17 protein-coding genes, 1 tRNA gene and 1 pseudogene are annotated in these 20,208 nt (G+C 59.9%); 10 read left to right on the top strand and 9 right to left on the bottom strand.

Annotated features, from left to right (window positions below):
* Positions 1-67 precede the first annotated feature (67 nt).
* Both CWC48_RS25040 and CWC48_RS25035 read left to right on the top strand, forming a co-directional pair.
* Positions 68-322, top strand: coding sequence for a hypothetical protein (locus tag CWC48_RS25040; protein ID WP_078048589.1), 255 nt, complete (start codon positions 68-70; stop codon positions 320-322).
* A gap of 197 nt (positions 323-519) precedes the next feature.
* Positions 520-906: a DUF1090 family protein gene (locus tag CWC48_RS25035; RefSeq protein WP_078048590.1), complete on the top strand. Its 387-nt coding sequence runs from the start codon at positions 520-522 to the stop codon at positions 904-906.
* A 147-nt stretch (positions 907-1,053) separates the two neighbouring features.
* Here the strand turns inward: CWC48_RS25035 and CWC48_RS25030 are convergent.
* Positions 1,054-1,127 (bottom strand) — tRNA-Cys (locus CWC48_RS25030).
* A 212-nt stretch (positions 1,128-1,339) separates the two neighbouring features.
* Positions 1,340-3,625 carry an acylase gene (locus CWC48_RS25025; protein ID WP_100490582.1) on the bottom strand — a complete coding sequence of 762 codons (2,286 nt, stop codon included), beginning with the start codon at positions 3,623-3,625 and terminating at the stop codon, positions 1,340-1,342.
* A 236-nt stretch (positions 3,626-3,861) separates the two neighbouring features.
* On the opposite strand from CWC48_RS25025, the gene CWC48_RS25020 reads away from it, so the two are divergent.
* A complete protein-coding gene (locus CWC48_RS25020; RefSeq protein WP_078048604.1) occupies positions 3,862-4,242 on the top strand; it encodes a fe2+ zn2+ uptake regulation protein in 381 nt (126 codons plus the stop codon).
* 15 nt (positions 4,243-4,257) lie between these two features.
* Here the strand turns inward: CWC48_RS25020 and CWC48_RS25015 are convergent, their stop codons facing one another.
* Positions 4,258-4,446 carry a hypothetical protein gene (locus CWC48_RS25015; protein WP_010210250.1) on the bottom strand — a complete coding sequence of 63 codons (189 nt, stop codon included), beginning with the start codon at positions 4,444-4,446 and terminating at the stop codon, positions 4,258-4,260.
* A 333-nt stretch (positions 4,447-4,779) separates the two neighbouring features.
* On the opposite strand from CWC48_RS25015, the gene CWC48_RS25010 reads away from it, so the two are divergent.
* Positions 4,780-8,319 (top strand): membrane-targeted effector domain-containing toxin, encoded by a 3,540-nt coding sequence (locus CWC48_RS25010; RefSeq protein WP_157806767.1) that lies wholly within the window; start codon positions 4,780-4,782, stop codon positions 8,317-8,319.
* 63 nt (positions 8,320-8,382) lie between these two features.
* On the opposite strand, the gene CWC48_RS25005 is transcribed toward CWC48_RS25010, so the two are convergent.
* The 5 genes from CWC48_RS25005 to CWC48_RS24985 are packed head-to-tail and all read right to left on the bottom strand — an operon-like array spanning position 8,383 to position 12,783.
* The gene (locus CWC48_RS25005; RefSeq protein ID WP_177409505.1) at positions 8,383-9,129 is read right to left on the bottom strand and encodes an ABC transporter permease; all 747 of its coding nucleotides are present in this window, start codon (positions 9,127-9,129) and stop codon (positions 8,383-8,385) included.
* 11 nt (positions 9,130-9,140) lie between these two features.
* Positions 9,141-10,340: an ABC transporter substrate-binding protein gene (locus tag CWC48_RS25000; protein ID WP_100490579.1), complete on the bottom strand. Its 1,200-nt coding sequence runs from the start codon at positions 10,338-10,340 to the stop codon at positions 9,141-9,143.
* Positions 10,327-11,130, bottom strand: coding sequence for an ABC transporter ATP-binding protein (locus CWC48_RS24995; RefSeq protein ID WP_100490578.1), 804 nt, complete (start codon positions 11,128-11,130; stop codon positions 10,327-10,329). Before CWC48_RS24995 ends, CWC48_RS25000 begins: the two co-directional genes overlap by 14 nt.
* A complete protein-coding gene (locus CWC48_RS24990) occupies positions 11,127-12,188 on the bottom strand; it encodes an acyl-CoA dehydrogenase family protein (RefSeq protein ID WP_100490577.1) in 1,062 nt (353 codons plus the stop codon). Before CWC48_RS24990 ends, CWC48_RS24995 begins: the two co-directional genes overlap by 4 nt.
* Positions 12,189-12,222: 34 nt before the next feature.
* Positions 12,223-12,783: a carboxymuconolactone decarboxylase family protein gene (locus CWC48_RS24985; RefSeq protein WP_078048611.1), complete on the bottom strand. Its 561-nt coding sequence runs from the start codon at positions 12,781-12,783 to the stop codon at positions 12,223-12,225.
* 102 nt (positions 12,784-12,885) lie between these two features.
* On the opposite strand from CWC48_RS24985, the gene CWC48_RS24980 reads away from it, so the two are divergent.
* Complete coding sequence (locus CWC48_RS24980; protein WP_100490576.1) at positions 12,886-13,797, top strand: AraC family transcriptional regulator; 912 nt, start codon at positions 12,886-12,888, stop codon at positions 13,795-13,797.
* 107 nt (positions 13,798-13,904) lie between these two features.
* Positions 13,905-15,440 carry a M91 family zinc metallopeptidase gene (locus CWC48_RS24975; protein ID WP_252992393.1) on the top strand — a complete coding sequence of 512 codons (1,536 nt, stop codon included), beginning with the start codon at positions 13,905-13,907 and terminating at the stop codon, positions 15,438-15,440.
* Between the two features lie 24 nt (positions 15,441-15,464).
* Here the strand turns inward: CWC48_RS24975 and CWC48_RS24970 are convergent, their stop codons facing one another.
* Complete coding sequence (locus tag CWC48_RS24970; RefSeq protein WP_078048613.1) at positions 15,465-16,382, bottom strand: LysR family transcriptional regulator; 918 nt, start codon at positions 16,380-16,382, stop codon at positions 15,465-15,467.
* A gap of 119 nt (positions 16,383-16,501) precedes the next feature.
* Between CWC48_RS24970 and CWC48_RS24965 the strand changes: the two genes are divergently transcribed.
* From CWC48_RS24965 to CWC48_RS24955, 4 genes and pseudogenes are all read left to right on the top strand, one after another.
* On the top strand, positions 16,502-17,497 hold the full coding sequence (locus tag CWC48_RS24965; protein WP_100490575.1) for an aldo/keto reductase: 996 nt from the start codon (positions 16,502-16,504) through the stop codon (positions 17,495-17,497).
* A gap of 134 nt (positions 17,498-17,631) precedes the next feature.
* Positions 17,632-18,765: pseudogene (locus tag CWC48_RS30960) on the top strand (cache domain-containing protein); the annotation flags it as partial.
* Between the two features lie 15 nt (positions 18,766-18,780).
* On the top strand, positions 18,781-19,626 hold the full coding sequence (locus CWC48_RS30955) for a methyl-accepting chemotaxis protein (protein WP_370737448.1): 846 nt from the start codon (positions 18,781-18,783) through the stop codon (positions 19,624-19,626).
* Between the two features lie 90 nt (positions 19,627-19,716).
* Positions 19,717-20,175 (top strand): SRPBCC family protein, encoded by a 459-nt coding sequence (locus CWC48_RS24955; RefSeq protein ID WP_078048616.1) that lies wholly within the window; start codon positions 19,717-19,719, stop codon positions 20,173-20,175.
* The last annotated feature ends 33 nt before the right edge of the window (positions 20,176-20,208 follow it).

Below are 20,208 nucleotides of genomic sequence, written 5' to 3'. Positions count from 1 at the left end.
CAAGACCGATCTGGCGGAGATCGGGATGGATATCATGGGGTTTGACCTGAAGCGGGAGGGGCAATAAATGAAAGAATTGATCCAGGGGCTCGACGGCCCCAGAACGGCACAGCAGGAATTGTTCTACGACCTTGAGGACGCCGCCGCTGTGATTGGGTGGTCGGTGGTTGAGTTGACCGCTTTGGCCGCCAGCGGTCGCACGCCGGATGAGGCGCTGGCGCTGATGAAAATCTGCGCGTTGCTGGCAGCGCAACAGGAAAGGCTTCACGCTTATGCAGGTGAGGTGAAAGACCAGCGCATCGCCAGGTCTGAAATCCTGTAATCACAGGGGGCATATCCCAATGGCGCGCCGCCGACGAACAACGTGAAAGAATTCACATTTATTCACATTGAACATTGAAGCTCAAAATTTGACCAAATAGTATTTTGCCGCAACCGAGCACACACCTTTATACGGATATTGCTCTGCACCAGCTCGGGAGCCACGCGCGTGCAGACAATAAAACATTGAGGTTTGCCATGCGTCTTTCCAAGCTCGCTCCATCCGCCGCCCTGTTCAGTCTGATCGCCCTATCCGCACAAGCCGCTGACTTGAGTGCCCTGACGGGGGCTCTGTCCTCTGCTCTGGGTGGTGCAAACAACACCACCAATAACACCAATTACTCCAATAACGCCTCCTCCTGCCAGCAACAGGTCCGCGACCTGCAGGCGAACATCAATGCAGCCAATGCCAAGGGCGATACCTTGCGCGCAACCGCCTATCAAGCTGCGCTGACCCAGACAAACAAGAGCTGCAGTAACGCCAGTTACAACACCCAGGCCCAAGTGGATACCAACCCGCAGCACCAACAAAACGTGAACAAGGCAGCGGATGCGATCAATGCAATCGGTGGGCTGTTTAAATAAGCCGGAAAGTCGTGTGCGAGAGGCCCGCAATTGCGGGCTTTTCTACGCCTGCGGGACGGACCATGCAAAAACCTTGATCGGCACGCCCGCACTTTCGCCCAGACAATAAAAAACCCCGTAGACGTTAATCTACGGGGTCTTCAAGAGTGGAGGCCGAGGTCGGAATCGAACCGGCGTAGGCGGATTTGCAATCCGCTGCATAACCATTTTGCTACTCGGCCTCAAACGATCAATGTCCCGACTGCTGACACTCACCGCATAAAAACTTGAGTGGGCTGTATAACCCTGCCTCTACTCTAACTCATTGAATACATTGAAGTTTTTAATGCTTCGTTGCGTTCGATGGGCGCCATTATGTACGTATTTACGTATGCGTGCAACCCCTTGATTTCAAAAATATTTCGTATTGGCATCAAGGGGTTGCGCGCCTGCCCTACTCCTTGATGCGCAGTTGTTGGTACTGCGGGTCGGCCTTGATTTGGGCTTCGGTGAAGGGCAATGGGCTGAGTTTTTTCTGGGAGAACGCTTGGGTCTGGTCCTTGGAATGCGCGGAAGCCGGGTTAGCGGACTCGGAAAATGCGAGGACGCCCTGGGCATGCGGGCCTTGGTCGTCGAAGGTGACGATTTGCAGGTAGCTGGTGCCGCTGACCACTTCGCGTTTGCCGTCGGCGCGGGGCACGGTTTGCATGGCGTTGTAGATGCCGAGTTCCTGCGGGCCTCCGTGGATCGGGGTTTGCCCGGCGACTTGGACCTCACCCCAGGTGCTGCTGGCGGTCAAGCCGCGTTTGGCGACGTCGGCGGTGGAGGCCAACATGGCTTCGCGCAGGGCCTTGGCGACATCGGTACGGTCGATGGCCAGGCCGCGTGGGGTGGTGAGGGGCTGGGCCGGGTCGAAGGCAACACGCCAGGCGTCGGGGATCTGCTGCAGGTGCTCCACCAGGTTGATGAAGTGCACCAAGCCAATGCCGCTGTCGAGGTTGGCGTGCTGGTCCCAGTTTTTCAGGCTGCTGCACAGCGGTTGCAGGGTGGCGGCGTCGGCACCGAGGTGTTTGGCGCAGAACTGCAGCAGGTCGGGCAGGACTTGGCCGGCCAGGTACACCTCGTTGTCCATCACCATGTTTTGCAGGTCGGTGACGCTGATCGGTTTTGTCAGCGATTGCAGGCGCTGCAGGGCAAAACGCGCGCGCGGGCCGAGGCCGATGTGGTCTTGGCTGATCACCGGGGAGAACCCGGTGAGCGGCGCCTCGGGGTTGGCCAGCCACGCCGAATCGTTGGAGTGCTGGACGTAGTCGGTGCGTTGCAGTTGCGGCAACTGGTCAGCCGCAACGATGCCGGGCTGGGCGGCGCGCGGGTCGATGTCCCAGGCACAGGCACTGCGGGCGCCGTCGAGCATGATCAGCTGCAGGCCGGCGCGTGGGTCGCTGCACTGCGCCAGTTTGGCCGCGCTGACGTTGGGCACCACCGACTGGTTCATATACAGGCTCTGGCCCTGGTCATCGGCGGCCAGGGTGTTGACCCACGGAATGCCTTGCAGGGTGTGCACCGAGGTTTTCAGCTGTTCGAGGCTGGAGGCGCGGTTCATCGCGTACCACTGTTGCAGCACGCGGTCGTTGCCCAGGTTGGCGTCACGCAGGCTGAAGGCGTACTGGCTGTCCCAGTCGAGTTTGCCCGGCCATTGCACCACCGGACCGAATTGCGAGCTGTACACCGTGCGCGACTGGTCCTTGAGGCTGCCATCCGCTTGTTTGACCTGCACGGTCACCGTGGTTTTATCCAACGGCACCGATTTGCCGTCGAGCAGGTAGCGCGCGGGATCCTTGGGGTCCAGGGTCAGCCGATAAAGCGTGAAGTGTTTGGACGTATCCACCGTATGAGTCCACGCCACATGCGTGTTAAAGCCGATATTGATCACCGGCAGGCCCGGCAACGCAGCGCCCATTACATCCAACTGACCGGGGATGGTCAGGTGCATCTGATAAAAACGCATGCCCCCCACCCAAGGGAAATGCGGATTGGCCAGCAGCATGCCGCGCCCATTGAACGAGCGATCACGCCCCACCGCCACCGCATTACTGCCGCGATCAAAGGCGAAGCGCTGCTGGTTGGCGGCAGCAAGCTCAAAAGCCTTGGCGTTGGTTTCCACACGGGCGGTCGCTTGAGGCGGCGTCGCGCCGACCAGGGCTTCGGCGAATTGCCCTACCCCGCCTTCTACCAAAAGCCGACGGGTCAATTTGACCAAATCCGCCTCCACCAGTGGTCGCACCCAGGCCGCCTGGCACTGTGCGGGAGCGCCCTGCTCTTTCAGGTAACGGTTGTAGCCGGCCACATAGCCTTCAATGCGCTGCTGGATCTGCGGGCTCTGCGCTTTCCAGAATGCGGTGACCGCATCCGGGGTATTGAGCCAGCCAAAAAACACATCGCTGGCCAGGTTGTTGCGCTCTTCCAGGGTCGCCTGCTCAGGGCCGAAATACTTCGCGCGCTGGCCATTCACCGTAACCACTTCGTTAGCCAGCAGGCACAGGTTGTCCTGGGCGTAGGCGTAGCCAATGCCAAAGCCCAGGCCACGCTCATCATTGGCGCGGATATGCGGTACGCCGTAACTGGTACGACGAATGTCGGCCGACGCTTGCGTCACGTGTTCCCGCGCCGAGGCGGCCAGGCTCACCCCCAGCAACACCCCGGCCACACACACCCTGGACAACCCATTGGAAATAATCACGCAGACTCCACCGTCAGATTTAACCGTCTCACAAGGGGTAACAACCCCACCGTAAGAACGCAAATCACCGGGAATAATTTAGCGCGAGGGCAGGATTATTTAGGGCAGCGCGAATGTGACAAAACCGATACCGACAAAATTTCTACATCCGGCACTTCATGATTTTGCACGCTCGTTCGTCTTAATAAGTAAGAGCGCTCATTTTTTCCTGATCAGGCTCTGAAAAGGAGTTTTGCATGTACAACCCGCAAGTGCCCACGGATGGACATTCATCGGCTGCCGAGGCCAATTTTGGCAACGGCACACAAGCGTTCGGCAAAGCGCCCGAACAACAAGGCAACCAGCGTATTCGCCACCTGCTCAAGTGTTTTGGCTTGCGCACCAGCCTGATCCGGCTGAAGGTCATCGACGCCCTGCTCACCGCTGCCGACAACCAGCGCACCCTCGGCGTGCGCGGTGTGCACAGCCATTTGCTGGAGCTGGGCATCCCGTTGTCGTTTCTGAGCGTGCGCGAAGTGCTCAAGCGCCTGTGCAGCGAGGGCGTGATCACCCTCAATACGGATAAAAGCTACAGCCTCCATGAAGAGGCTGCCAAGGTGCTCGACGGTCGCGCCTGAGGGGCGACCTGTCGCTTAGAGCTTGACCTTGCGGCGCATGATGCCGTTGATCACCACCACAACCACTGCGACAGCGATGGCGATGGTCTGGAATGTCTTCTCACTGATAACCCCGGTGTTCTGCAAGTAAGACAGGCCAAACATCGTCGCCAGTACGGCCAGGGCAATCAGAATCGAATATTTCAAGCGCTGCTTTTGTGTCATGACGGGGTCCTGTAGACGTGGCATGGATCGGGATAAATAGGCGCCCATATTACAGACGATGAAAAACTTTGGCGCGTCTGACACGCACCTCGATAAACCTTCCCCTCCGGTAAAGCTGAAAATATTCCCTCACACTACAACGCTGACGCTGTAGCGGGCACGGGACTCACTGCATCCAACCGCTTCATCGGCCCTCATCTACATCAGATCTTGCAAACCACGGTACCTACAGACGGAACGTGAACAGGCGTTTTCCGCACCTAGCAATGCGCCAAGGGAAAGCCCCCCGTTAACAGGCGCTTACTCTCAGCACGTCTGAATAGGTACCCGAAGTTGACTAATCTTGATACTCGCCCTTCTGGACAACTGCCTCCCACCCCTTACAGCTATCACCCTTCTCTCCAACCGGAGCGCTCCCTCTCCGCCCTGCAAGGCACTGCCACCAATGGCGTCGACTCAGCAGGCACACCACTCCATCCGAATCCGAATGAAAGCCCAGGTACCGGGGGCTTTAAACAACAACTGGCAGACCAGCAAAACTTCAGGACCCTGGCACGCGAACTCATTGAGCTGGCCAGGTGCCTGGATGAAACCGTGCCCCCACATGCGATCCTGACTGCGCTCAAGGCCACGCCGATGAGTGTCGCCCCCGGCTCGACCTCCTCGGATCAGGCGGGTAGCAGCACCACACTGGAAAACTACATTGCCACCAACGGCCTACCCCTACCTGACAGCCGTTCTTCCTTGACCGAATTGGCCAATGCCTTGATCGACAGAGCCCTGGAACATCCTCTGGGCAATTTTGGTGGTGCCTTGAGCTGGCCCCTGCCCTTAAGCACAGATGAACAACAGCGCCTGCGCCTGAATGCCATGTACCACAAGCACCACCTCGGGGATAAGCGCTCGGTCGTGCAATCCAAAGGGGGGTTGCTAGAGTTTTTGCGCTATGAGGCGCCACTTCTTGAAGGCGTACTGAATGATCCCATCAAAGTGTTGGAGGCCCTGGTCGGTTCGGCCCAAGGGCAATTGATGGGAGCAGCCCTGCAGCAACGCATGAACGGGGCTCGCACTGAAGACAGTGCGAACGATTACCTCATGGCGGCCATGATTCTGCAGTTGGACCCGCAATACTTCACCGAAACTCACCCCAATAAAGTGGCTGGTTTCGATGTGTCCAGCGACGCACATTGGGGCAAACCCTTGTCGACCATTGTGGACGACTTGAGCACTTACCTGAGCGATATCGACAAAACGTCGCCCGAGATGGCCAAAACGGCTGCACACCTCCTGCTGTCAATGAAGGCCCCCGAACTCCTGATAAAGGATGTTCCAGGCACGGTGGTATACGGCAGCGCAGCTTGGGTCAGGCTGGCGGTCGCTGCAGCATCGATAGAAGCCCAGACACCTGGAAAAGTACAAAACATGACCTTTGCCCAGGTCATGGCCGAGGCTGATAGTGCCGGCCTCGCCGATCTAAGCGCCACTCAAAACGCGCAGATTGCGGCCCTGCGGGTATGGGCTTTGGCCAACGGCATTCTTTCTCCGGCGCAGGCCGGGCGGTACAACACAGCCGATATCGAGGTGGCCAGAAACGCGTTCAATCAACAGACCCTTGATCAGGTAGAGGCCTCCAGTCTGATCCAGGCCAAAATACCCAGCCGTAAGGATATCGCCCTCGCTCGTCTTAAAGAGCGGTTTGGCGAAGACGTGCCGTTTGAAGAAAAACTGCTGAAGGTCCATGACACCAAGCAACCCTTCGCGCAGCCGGTCTACGACCCTAATCGAGCCCCTGCCGGCCTGTTCTCGCTGCTGGACATCGCCATGAGCGGGTTACACAACTACGACTGGATAAGCCAAGATAAACGCATCAACACTGCGTTGCAGGGCAAGTCGCTCAAATTCGATGTAAAGGCCGAATTTGACAACCAACTGATTCAAGCCATCGACAACAAGAAAAAGGGCATTGGCGTAGCGATCAAACATATGATTGCCCAGCTTCCACTGGCAGACAGGCAGAACCTCGAGTACGGGCAGCTTGAATTCTATCAACTCGACACCTACCGGCTTGGCACGGGTTTCACCGGCCGGACTCTCGAGACAAAGAATGAAAAACTGTACGTTAAAGCCTCGGGCGCGAATGGCGACACCGTGTATGAGCTGGACCTGAAGCGGCAATCCATCACCCAGGTCGATGACAACGACGTGACCCGCGAGCGCCAACGTAATGGCAGTCTGGTCTATCCCATTCAAAAATTCACACCGCCTGCTCATGCCGACTTCAGCCAGAACACACAAGCCGAAGTGCCACTGCCTACCCCCTCCAGCTTCACAAGCGCTCGAACCAAGGCCATCGCAGATGCCTTCGTTGAACACCTTGATATTGATAACCGGTACGTGATCAAGCAGGCCAAGGGCGCCTCCACCTTCGATAGGCAGATGGACGCCGAATGGGGCGTGACCCATTTTTTCCTGGACTTCATTCCCCTCAGATCGGCGATTCGCAACTTACGCAACGGTGACTACCTGGATGGCGCGATAGACCTGGTGATGGACATCTTCAGCTTCGTCACGGCCGGCTTAGGGGCTGCTGCGAAAGCCGCCAAAATCGCCACCAAGGCTGTCAGCCTGTCGAACAAGGCTTTGCAGCTGTCGAAAATTGTCGGGACCACGGTGATCAGTGAGCTCAACCCGCTCAGCGGGGTAGGCGATCTATTAGTGGGAGGCACTCGCCTCGTGAGTAAAGGCATTACGAAGGCCAAGATCGCAGCAGGGTTGACCAGCCCCACCTACGGCACTGTCACTTGGAGTTCTTTCAAGGTCGGGGACCGTACTCTGGAGACCAGCACCGTTCTGGTGAATGGTAAAACTTATGCGTACGACCCGGTCAAGAGGAGGCCTTATGGCTCCCCCCTGGCACAACCCGACGTACTGGACACCTTGAGCCCCAAGTCTCCAGACACGCACTCCCCCAGACAGTCGAACAAGCGCCATCGATACAACCCCATGAATACCGACGATCGTCCAATTCGCCTCGCAGAACCCTTACCCAAGGGCGCCTACGTAGAAAGCCTGAAAGGCACATTCGAACCTGACCATTTCAAACCTCACACCAAGATGGCAACCAAGGAAAAGTTCAACAAGGAAATGAGAGAAAGCTATGAAGCCCTTGACGAAACAGGATTGCCGCCGCGTCCTGTTATCCCATCAGTGCCCGAACCCATCACGGTGCAAGAAACGTTCGTAAAGTCTTTCAAGGCCTCAAATGGCGTAGTCTTGGGAGAGTCACATAAAGAGATGGCCAGTTTTAAGGTGCTGTTTGAAAACATAGACACATTAAAGAAGCAAGGCGTCAAGAAAGTGTATTTCGAAGGGTTTATCGAATTTCCGTGTCCGAAAAGTTTTTTGGATGACGGTATTGGCTTTCTCGGAGATGGCAAAACGAAGCGCACTGACCCGACGTTTAAAGAGCTGTGCGAGGAACTACAGGCCAATGACATACAAGTCATTCCCCTGGATCACTTCTACCTCACACGGCACAAAGATCTTCCCCGCCACCTGCGGCCGCAGCTGACAACGCCCATGGGCACGAAAACCCGCCTCGAAGAATTCAACTACTTTGCCTCAGAGACCATCCTGGCGAATTCCGGGACTGAGAAGTGGGTCGCGCTGGTGGGGAATTCGCATATGAATACTTCCGAGAACGTACCAGGCCTCGCTGAATTGACAGGCGCTATCGGCATCGCTGTGTCTAACAAAGCAGGTATCCAAGGAGCGTACGGGACGAAAGTAGTGGGTCGCCCCCAGAACCCAAAAAAACCAGTAGGTTTCGACGGCGGTGTTCCGGGCGATCTGCAAATTTACGTACAACCGTAGACTTGCTCACCGTCCTTTCGCACACGACGGCTCGAGGAGGATCTCTGGCCGTCGTTTGATGAGTCAGCCGGCATGCACCCAACGCCGGTGCAAGCAGCGCGCAAACGCATCCAGGGCAAAGCCCAACAGCCCGATCAGCAGCACCATCGCCATCAGCTCCGAATAGGCCAGGCGATCACGGGTGTCGAGGATGTAATAACCCAGCCCGGCGCTGACCCCGAGCATCTCGCACGGCACCAACACGATCCACACGATACCAATCGCCAGGCGCACGCCCGTCAGCACATGCCCGACAACGCCAGGCATAATCACCCGGCGCAAGGTTTCCCAGCGGGTCGCACTCAAGCTGCTGCTCAACTGCAACCAGCGTGGGTCCAATTGGCGCACGCCTGCGGCGGTGTTGAGCATGATCGGCCACACGGCGGCAAAGGCCAGCAGGAAATAGATCGGCTGGTCCCCTACCCCCATCAGCATCACCACGATGGGCATCCACGACAACGGCGAGATCATGCGCAGGAACTGGAAGGCCGGCGTGGTCGCCGCCTCCAGCTTGCGCGAACTGCCGACCAGCAAGCCCAGCGGGACACCGACCAGCAAGGCCAGGAACAGCCCGACAACAATGCGCTTGAGGCTTACTGCAATGTGCAGGTACAGCTCACCGCGCCCGAGCAATTCCCACAGGCTACTGAAGGTGGCGGCCAGGGAGAAACGCACGGACAACCCATCAGATGCGCCAAACACCTTCACCCCCAGCCACCACAGCAGCAGCAACCCCGCCAGGCCACTCAACCCAAGCAACCAGCCCGGGATTTCACGGTTTTTCAAACGCCGATCTCCTCGCGTCGCGCATAGCCGTCCGGCAAACCAAAGGTCCGCATGCCGCCCACCGCCTCGATGGCGTTGCGCACAAAGCGGTCATCCACTAGGTCCTTAGCGACGAACGCCGGGTCAAGGTCGGCGAGGAATTTCTTGTCGCCCTCGATCAGGGTGTCCTTCAGGCGGCGCACCAATTCCTCGGTGTAGCTCGGGAAGGGATAGGGCTGGAAGTCGATACGGTGCTCATCCCAGTTCCCATGCTGGATCGCACCGTCGGCCAGGTAGGCAGCACGGTCAGCGGCGGCAGGCGCCAGCACCTTGCTCAACACCGGCTCGGCATGCGGGGTGTAGCGGTTCGGGCCATCCTTGGACAACAGCTTCACCGCCTCTTCACGGTTGTCGCGGGTCCAGACCTGTGCCTTGACGATGGCATTCACCACCTTCTGCGACCACTCCGGGCGGTTGGCCAAATCGTGCTCGTGCATAAACACCACGCAGCACGCATGGTTGCGCCACACGTCGCCGGTAAAGCGCTGTACCCGGCCAACCTTGAGGTTTTCTGCCAGGGCATTGAACGGCTCGGCGACGATGTAGCCGTCGATGCGCTTGCTGGCCAAGGCCGGTGGCATGTCCGACGGTGGCAACACGATCAGGTTGACCTCATTGGCCGCCATCGCGCTGCCCGCTGCGCGCGCGACCGGGGTCAGGCCGTTGTCGCGGAACAGTTGCTGCACCACCACGTTATGGATCGAATACCAGAACGGAATGGCCACCGATTTGCCGCCCAGTTGCTTCACATCAGTAATGCCCGGCGACACGGTCAAGCCCGAGCCGCCCACATGGTTCCAGGCCACCACTTTGGCCGGTACCTTGCTGCCATACCGCGCCCACACGGTCATCGGTGACAACAGGTGAATCACGTTGACCTGGCCCGAGATAAACGCCTCGATCACCTGCGCCCAACTGCGCAGCAGCACCGGGCGCTCGGCCTTGATGCCTTCGGCTTCGAACAGGCCATTGTTGTGCGCAACCAGCAGAGGCGTGGCGTCGGTGATCGGCAGGTAGCCGATGCGTACCGGTGCATCCGGCTCGCTGGCGGCGCGGGCTTGCAGGCTGCTCAACAGCGGCAAGGCGCCGGCGGCACTCAGCACCGCCGAGAGTTTGAGAAAGTCGCGGCGCGAGTGGGTCAGGTCATCCAGGCACATGGGCAGGCTCCAGCAGGTCAAGGGGGTTGGGTTGAGGGCGGCTCGCCTGCCGTAGGGTTTTAAGAATGTCGATGCGCAACGCGCCGATGGCTTCGACCTGTTCCTCCCGTGGTTGCGGCAGGTCGATCAGCCACTCGCCCAACGTCCGCGCCGGGCGGTTACCCAGTAGCAGGATGCGGTCGGACAACAACAGCGCTTCATCAATGTCATGGGTGATCAGTACCGCTGCCGAACCTTGCTCGCGATTGACCTTGAGCAGCAGGTGCTGCATGTCGGCGCGGGTCACTTCGTCCAGGGCGCCGAAGGGTTCATCCAGCAACAGCACTTGGGGTTGGCGCGCCAGGCAACGGGCCAGCGCCGTACGCTGGGCCATGCCCCCGGAGAGCTGCGCCGGGAACTGCTGGCGCGCATGTTCCAGGCCGACGGCGGTGATGGCGTGATCAACGCGGCGGCGACGTTCGTCGTGGCTCAATTGCGGCTGTCGAGCGAAGTCGAGGCCGAAGGCGACGTTCTTTTCCAGGCTCAGCCAGGGCAACAGGCTGGGGTCCTGGAAGGCCACGGCCACGCGCGGATGGGGGCCGTCCAACGGTTCGCCCAACGCCCGCACACTGCCGCCCTGCGGGGCCTGCAGACCGGCAAGCACCCGCAACAGACTGGACTTGCCAACACCGCTGGGGCCCAGGATCGACACCACTTCACCGGGCTGCAAGTGCAGGTCAAAGCCCTGCAGCACCGGCCCGCTGGCATACCCCAGGCAAATCCCCTGGGCGCTCAGTACGGCACTGGTCATAGGTTGGCCTGGCGCTGCAACTCGGTGCGCAATTGCACCAGGCTTGGGGTCACGATCGGCACAAACGCCGACTCGCGCCAACGTCGCGCAAACCCACTGCCATGGGCCGTGAGGTAGGCCTTGCCACCGCTGGCTTGCAGTTCCAGTTGCACAGCACTGGCGGCTGTCTCGGCCAGGGCGATACGCAGCTTGAACAACGGCACCGGCTCGGCCGCAAACCGCCCGGCCAGCAGGCCGTTCTTGAGGTCGGTGACCAGGTGCTCCAGGGTCACGCGCAAGGTTTCCAGTTCTTCGCGCAACACCGTACGGGTCGCGCCCAGATGGTAGGCCACTTCCGCCAACGAGCGGCGGGCCAAGCCAATGGCCAGGCCACACTGCAAGCCCAGGAACGCCGGGCGCACCGCCGGCAGGAACTTGCGCGCATCCTCATGCAGCAGCCAATCGCGGCTCAACGCCACGCCTTCCAAGCCGAGGGCGGCAGTATTGCTCGACTGCAAGCCGAGCAGTTCCAAGTCACTGGAGCGCTGCAGCCCGGCCACTGAATCGGGGATGGCCAGGATAAACGGCGCGCCGCCCGCAGCGTGCTCAATGGCAGCGGCGGCGACGAAGCCGCTCTTGCGCAGGTTGGTCACCCAATGCAGGCGGCCGTTGAGGGTCCAGCCGTCGTCGGTGGGTTCGGCGCTGATCTGCAGGGTCTCGATGCCCGACAAGAACTTCATGGCATTGGACAGGCCCGTCGCACCCGCCAACCGGCCACTGAGCAAGTCCGGCAGCAGCCGCTCGCGCAGTTTCGCATTGGGGCTTTGCAGCAGGTATTCGATGAACGATCGCTGGCCCCAGCACACGAATGCCGCCGCCAGGGAATGGCTGGCGACATTGGCAATGGCTTCCACCGCGCCTGCCACATCACCGCCCAGGCCACCCAGTTGAGTCGGCACGCCGATGCGCAATACGTTGGCCTCTGCCAGCCGTGGCAGCACTTCCTGTGGGTCGCAACTGCCCACATCCAAGGCTTGCGCCTGGATGTCGAGCCAACGGCTCAAGATGGGGTCAAGCATTCAAGTCTCTCCTTGTGCAGCAGGTGGGCCAGGTTCAGCGTGCCGGTTTTTCCCAGCGGTACTGCGCCAGTTCCGGGTTCAACGGGGTACGGGCAAACACGTTGGCGAAGTTGCACAGGGTTGCCAGGCTGACGCCCAAAATGACTTCCAGGGCCTGGCCGTCGGAGTAACCGGCAGCGCGGAAGGCATCGAAGCCTGCATCGCTGACATCGCCACGGGTGGCGATCACTTCGCGGGTGAAGGCGGCGAGTGTTTCATAGCGGGCATTGGGCAGTTCGCCGCGTTGGCGCAGGGCGTCGATGACCTCTTCCGGCAACTTGGCTTTGTTGCGCGCCACGGCGGTGTGGCCGGCCACACAGAAATCGCAGCCATGGGTGGTGGCGGCAATCAGCTGCACCACCTCGCGATCGGCCAGGCTCAGCTCGGCCTTGGCGTTGAGGCCGGACACGGTGATGTAGGTTTCCAGCGCCGCCGGGGCGTTGGCCAATACCGCCAGCAGATTGGGGATGAAGCCCGAGCCTTTCAGCGCGTTTTCCAGGAAGGGCTTGGCCGCTTCCGGTGCGGTTTCAGGGGTGAGCAACGGTACACGGGACATGGAGTGGACTCCTGATGGGTTCGTGTACCCAGTCTGTTGGTTATAAAAAATCGCCTCAATAGTCTAAAGTAGCGATTACTTGCTCTTGAGTCTTTCCATTAGATGAATTCGTCCAGTGCACTTGTCGATTGGTTATTAGACAGCTTCGAACTCGACACCAGCCTGTTCCATGTCGGCCGTTACTGCGGCGATTGGCATGCGAGCACCCATGGCCTGGCGAGCGCGAGTTTTCACTTGGTGGTGCAAGGCCAGTGCTGGCTGCACATCGAGGGCGACAGCACGCCCCATCAACTGGAAAACGGCGATGCGGTGTTCCTGTTGCGGGACCTGGCCTATCGCCTGTCCGGCGAACCGACTGCGGCGGGCGCCCAGGAATGCCCCCGCGTGCCGATGGTGCCCCTGGACCGCGCCGCCGACGATGGCGTTGGCCTGGTGTGTGGGTTCTTTCATTTCCAGTCCGGCTTGTCCGCGATGATCGTCGACACCCTGCCCGCCTGGATCATTCTGCGCGCAGGCGACCCCTCACTGACCGCCGCGCGCAACCTGTTCGAACTGATCCTGCAAGAGTGCGAGCGGGTGCCCGCGCCCTCTTCTGCCTTGCTCGAACGGCTTTGCCATCTGCTGTTTCTGTACGTGCTGCGCCAACAGGTGCTGGATAACACCGAACTTGGCGGCCTGGCTGCGCTGGGCCGGCAGCCAGCGTTTGCCCACCTGCTGGAGCAATTGATCGCCCACTCGGCCGATGCCTGGACCCTGGAGAGCATGGCCGCGTGTACCGGGCTGTCGCGCTCGGCGTTTTTCAAGCGCTTCAATGAACTGTGCGGGCAGTCGCCGGGGCAGGTGCTGTTGATGATGCGCATGCGCCACGCCTGCCAGCTGTTCAAGCAGGATCAGACGGTGGCGGATGTGTCATTGGCGGTGGGTTATCAGTCGGTGGCGGCGTTTACACGGGCGTTTCACAAAGTGACCGGGCAGCAGCCTGGGGCGTATCGCAGGTCGCAGATACAGAATTGAGTCGCTAAGCAGGAAGATTCACCGACTGCGATTGTAGGAAGATGGAACGTTTTGCGCGCGGACACCACCCATGAGGCTCTCACTCGACAGACTTTGGATGCAATCCCGTGATTACCCAACGCCCCGACTTCATCAGTGCAGCGACCAAACAACATCTCCCCACCCTTCCCACGCGCCCCGACGCTCAAGACTCGATCTACACTCCGCCCCGGCTCTCCGACCCCGGCGAGGGCCTCGTTCGATCCAAATCCGAAACACTGGTCGATAACGGCTACATGACTATCAAACGAGAGGCTAAATGGGACCTGTCCGGAGGCTGGCCCCGACTCAAGAGTGTCAGCTTGATTATCGACACCGGGAATAAAGCCGACACCCTGTACGTCGGCAAGGGCCCAGACGGTCACCTGAACCTGCAAATCAATGGAAAGGATTATGCATTCGACAGCATCGACCCACAGGGCCAGCCCATCAATTTGCAAATCAACACCCGTGGCGGAAATGACAGGGTCACCATCAGCCCTGATGTGAATAACCCAGCCACGATTGATGGTGGTGACGGGGACGATACCCTGACCGCTGGCGGTGGCAAAACCCGTCTACTGGGTGGTGCGGGCAACGACACCCTTCGCCTCGGCAGCAACACGGGCTACGCGGAAGGTAATGACGGCGACGACACCCTCATCGGAGGCTCCGGCAATGCAGTCATGTATGGCAACAATGGCAATGATCAGCTGTATGCCGGCGCCGGCCCCGTGAGCAAGCAAAGCTACTTGGATGGCGGAAGTGGCGACGACCGCCTCTATGCTGGCAACGGACATACAATCCTCCATGGCGGTAAGGGCAACGACCAATTGGTAGGGTTTGACCGAACGACTTTTTATACCGGCAAAGGTAAAAACCAGATCATCAACAATAGGCGTGGCGATCGGATATACGCAAAAGCGGGTGATGCCTACGACGCCTCCCAAGGCTCCGCATTTACCAAGGTGAAGACCAGCAACGCCGGTGACGAAGGCTTTAGCGTCGTTGGTCGCCCTAAGTTCAAGCAGCGTGTCGCCGATGATTTCGAGTTCTTGCGCAGTTCGCCTACCGGGCAAAAGATGCTTGAGGACATGGACAGGGAAGCTGCCAACGCTGGAGGAAAAGTCACGGTCCGAGAAGAACGCGAAAACGGCAACAGCTACCTTTTTGGCAGCTCGGAACTGGATAAGCTGCGACACGACAGAGACAGCAAGGTCGAGCGTGATGACCCAAGACGCGGCAGAGTTTATGACGGCCAGCCCGGAGCCCGCGCCGATAAGGGGGTATTGAATTACGATCCGATGGATCTGGGTGACCCTAGAAAAGACACGCTTGAGCCTCCCATCGTCGGTTTAATCCACGAAATGGGGCATGCCTACAATGGCGCGACAGGAACCAACCTACCAGGCCGGACCCTGGAGCACTCACCGTCGGAACCAGCGTTTTCAAGTCAGATTCCCAACACCGAGTTTCAAGTGGTCGGTTTGCCGAGCAGCGCGCAACCCTATGACTTCGATAACGATCCTACTACCCCGCCCACCGCCACCAACCCCGAGCACTTTACGGAAAATGGCATGCTCCGGGAACTGGGGCTGCCTGAGCGCAAGAGTTACCTTTCTTAAACACCTTGCTTATGCGCGCCGGACTCACGTCTGGCGTTGCAATGGGCTGTCCGGATGGGTGCACACCTCCACCAGCCAATCGATAAACACCCGCACCCGCTGGGACAGTTGGCGATGGGGTGGGTACAACGCAGTGAGCGCCATGGCGGGAGGTGCAAGACGTGGCAGCACTTCCACCAACGTGCCTTGGGCCAGTTGCCGCGTGGCGTGATAGTACGGCGCCTGAATCAAGCCATAGCCGGCTTCACACGCGGCGAAATAACCGTCGGAGCTGCTGACCGCGATTACCTTCTCCAGGTTTATCTCGCGCAATTCACTGCCCACCTGGAACTCCAGGCCAAAGCGCTTGCCGCTGGTACGGGAGACATACTCGACCATCCGATGGCCAGCCAGGTCGTCCAGCGTTTCGGGCACGCCGAAGCGTTCGAGGTAATCACGGCTGGCCAGGGTCACCTGGTTCATCATCGCCAATGGCCGGGCTACCAGCGACTCATCGAGTGCCTGACCGCCGCGCAGCACACAGTCCACACCCTCGCGAATCAGGTCTACCGTGCGATCATTCAGGCTGATCTCTAAATCAATCTGGGGGTAACGCGCCGTGAATGTCGGCAAGGCCGGAATCACGATCAAGCGCCCGATGCCCGAGGGCATATCAATGCTCAAGGTGCCACGCGGGTTCTGGCGTTGCGTAGAAAACACCGCCTCGGTTTCCTCAAGGTCCGACAGTAATTGCACACAGCGCTGGTAGTACGCTGCGCCATCCAGTGTCGGGCTGACTTGCCGCGTGGTGCGCTGCAACAGTTGCACGCCCAGGTGCGCTTCCAATTGCTTGATCAACACCGTGACCGAGGCGCGCGGCAGTTGCAGGCTGTCAGCGGCTTTGGCAAAGCCACGCAACTCGACGATCCGTGTGAACACGCGCATCGCGTTGAAACGGTCCAAGGGCGATTTCCTCAGTTGGATTATTTAGAAAATACGAACAGTAATACTGCTTTTAGCTGGTTTATCTCGATTGTGTCGAGCGTGACAATGAAGGCCTTCCCACTCCAGGAGCTGAACCCATGCACACTCGTCAACTCGGCACACACGGTCCACGCGTCTCAGCCATCGGCCTCGGCTGCATGGGCATGAGCGATTTCTATACGCCCGGCAGCGACACCCGCGAGGCCATCGCCACCTTGCACCGCGCGCTGGAGCTGGGCGTCAACTTCCTCGACACCGCCGACATTTATGGCCCGCACACCAACGAACAACTGATCGGCCAAGCCATCGCCGGCAAACGTGACCAGGTGTTCCTGGCGAGCAAGTTCGGTATCGTGCGCGACCCGGCCAACCCTGCCTTGCGCGGCGTAAACGGTCGCCCTGAATACATCCGCAACGCCATCGACGGCACCCTGCGCCGCCTGGGGGTAGAGACCCTGGACCTTTACTACCAGCACCGTATCGACCCGCAGGTCGCTATCGAAGAAACCGTTGGCGCCATGGCCGAGTTGGTGCACCAGGGTAAAGTGCGTTACCTGGGCCTCAGCGAAGCCTCCGCCGCCACTCTGGAGCGTGCCCATCGGGTGCACCCGATCAGCGCCCTGCAAAGCGAGTACTCCCTGTGGAGCCGCGACCAGGAACACAACGGCTGCCTCGCCACCTGCCACCGCCTGGGCATCTCCTTTGTGCCCTACAGCCCGCTGGGCCGTGGCTTCCTGACCGGCGCGCTGAAAAGCCCAGACGATTTCGGAGCCGACGACTACCGGCGCTTCAGCCCGCGCTTCCAGGGCGAAAACTTCGACAAGAACCTGGCGTTGGTGAAGCAGGTGCAAGCGCTGGCAGCCGACAAAGGCGTGAGTGCCGGGCAACTGGCGCTGGCCTGGGTGCTGGCGCAAGGCGACTTCATCATTCCGATCCCGGGTACCAAGCAGCGCAAATACCTGGAAGAAAACGTGGCGGCGCTATCGATCCACCTCAGCCCGGCTGAGTTGGCGGCACTGGAGGCAATCTTCCCGGCCGAGGCCACCGCCGGCCTGCGCTACCCCGAGGCGGTGATGGCCATGCTGGATATCTGAGTCAACAGAGCGCCCTCACCCGGCGCTCTTTTTTCTTGTACGAACGTACCTAAAGCTCCGCTTGCTCAAGCCGATAGCCCTACGAAGCTCTAAAAAAGCCGCGTCGATAATAAACGCTTCGTAAGGACGACCCCATGCCCCCACTGCGCTCCATCCAAGCCCGCTATACCCTGTTCCTGGTGCTGTTCGTCCTGGTGTTATTTGTGTTGACGGTGGTGGGTATCGGCCAGTTGGTCGCCCCCACGCTGCGCCACACCGAAGAACAGGTGGTGCTCAACCGCATCGCTGAAGTGGCCGAACAGATCCAGGGCGAACTGAACAAGGTTCAGTCCCAGCAACGCACCATCACCCAGACCATCCCCTTGCTCGACAGCGATGCCATCGACAAAGTCCTGCCGGGCCTGGTCGATCAATATGGCGAACTGAAAGTCTTCGGTGGCGGGATCTGGCCGCTGCCCAACCAGCGCACACCGGGGCGCAACAAGCACAGCACGTTCTGGCACCGTGACGCGTCGGGCAAGCTGGCGGTTAATACCTTCTGGAACAGCGACCCTGCGCCCAACTATTACGACCAGAGCTGGTACAAGGGCGGCCTCGCCTCACCGCGCGGTCAATGCGCCTGGGCCGCCGCCTACAAGGACGACGCCAGCCAGGAGCCACGCACTAACTGCGCCATGGCCATCCAGCGCGACGGCGTGCCCTATGGCGTCGCCACCATCGACGTAACCCTGGGCTTCTTTAATGACCTGGTGGCCAGCAAAGAAAAAGACATCGGCGGGCAAATGCTGATCGTCGAAGGTGACGGCAAAATCATCAGCAACAGCTCGCGCATCAGCGGCCCGGTGGTGTTGAAGAACATCAGCGAACTCACCGGCAGCTCGGCGTTCGCCGGCCAGGTCAGCAAAGCCCTGGCCCACCGCGACCAGGCGCTGCAACGCAGTGAGTTCGACAACCTGGGTGTGGCCAGCACCTTCTACATGCGCCCCATCGAAGGTACGCCGTGGTTCCTCGCCACTGCCCTGCCCACCTCGCTGATCACCGCCCAGCGCGATGACGTGCTCGGCACCCTGGCCTTGCTGCAAATCCCGATGGTGTTGCTGCTGGTGCTGCTCGCGGTGTATGCGATCCGCCAACTGGTGCAGCGCATGAAGTCGCTGAAAACCAATATCGACGCGCTGTCGGCCGGCGATGCCGACCTGACTCGACGCATCACCATCCGCGCCGAAGACGAACTAGGCGCTATTGGTCACTCGGTCAACCGTTTTATCGTCTACCTGCAGAACATGATCGGCGAAGTCACCCAAGCCACCGGTGCCATGTCGTCGAGCCTTGAGCAACTGCAACGCACCTCGGCGCACACCAACCAGATCCTGGTACGGCATGCTTCGGAGACCGATCAGACGGTTACCGCCATCACCGAAATGAGCTCCACCGCCGACACCGTGGCGCAAAACGCCGCTGAAACCGCCGCGTTCACCCAGCGCGCCAATGAGCACGCCGACCGTTCCCGCGTGGTCGTGGGCGAAGCGTCCAATAGCGTCAGTGCCTTGATCGGCGAAGTGTCGAGCGCCACCCACAGCGTGGAAAACATGCGCCAGGACGCGGCGCGCATCACCGAAACCCTCGGCGTGATCGGTGCGATTGCCGGCCAGACCAACCTGCTGGCCCTCAACGCCGCGATCGAAGCCGCGCGTGCCGGCGAGCAAGGCCGTGGGTTTGCGGTGGTTGCCGATGAAGTCCGCGCGCTTGCGGCACGCACCCAGGCCAGCACCTCGCAGATCAACGAGATGCTGACGCGCCTGACCGCCGGGGTCAGTTCTTCGGTCGCGGCCATGGAAAACACCCAGGCCAGTTGCCAGTCGGCGGCGGATGCCACGGCGCGGGTGAACACCGGGCTGGATGAGATGGCCGGCTCCGTCAGCCATATCAACAACCTCAGTACCCAGATCGCCACGGCCGCCGAGCAACAGAGCGCGGTGACCGAGGAGATCAACCGCAGCATGGTGCAGATCCGACAAATGGTCGAAGAGCTGGTACAGAGCGGCCACGCCACTGAAACCAATACCCAAAGCCTGCTGGATGCGAATGGCCGGGTAATTGCCTTGATGGGTCGATTCAAGGTGCGGTGATAAACGGCTGAAACACTCCCGTGCAATGTGCGGGAGTGGGACTATTCTGACAGTTCGAAGTGCTTAGAACTGCCACACAGGAGGTGTGCCATGCGCGCAGCCGAGCAATCGGTCCGCTTGGAGCGGATCAGTCAGGAACGCTTTATCCAAGCCCCTATCGACGCCGTTTACGACTACGTGACCCAGCCGGATCGCTGGCACGAATGGCACCCCACCTCCCTCAGCGCCGACACCGGCACCACTGGCTCACTCCCGGCAGGCGCACGTTTTACCGAGTTCATCGACCTGCTCGGTGTGCGTGTCCCCATGAGTTACCGTGTACAAATCGCCCGACGCCCCGGCGAGTTCAAGACCGTGTTCACCTCCCTGGCCGTCGACGGCTCGATTCACTACTTCCTGTTGCCCCATCAGGGCGGCACGCTGTTCAAGCGCGTGTTGACCTATGAAACCGAGCTGCAACTGGCCACCTTGCATGAACGCATGATCGAACTGTCGGCGATTGCCCTCGGCCAGCTCAAGCACCGCCTGGAAAACCCGCCCTTCGTATAATCTTGAAACATTACCGCGCCACCCGCTGACCTG

The organism is Pseudomonas sp. S10E 269 (genome assembly GCF_002798465.1).
GTDB classification, from domain to species: domain Bacteria; phylum Pseudomonadota; class Gammaproteobacteria; order Pseudomonadales; family Pseudomonadaceae; genus Aquipseudomonas; species Aquipseudomonas pergaminensis.
The sequence above is the reverse complement of the archived record's forward strand: the minus strand, read 5'-3'. Positions and strand labels throughout refer to the sequence as shown.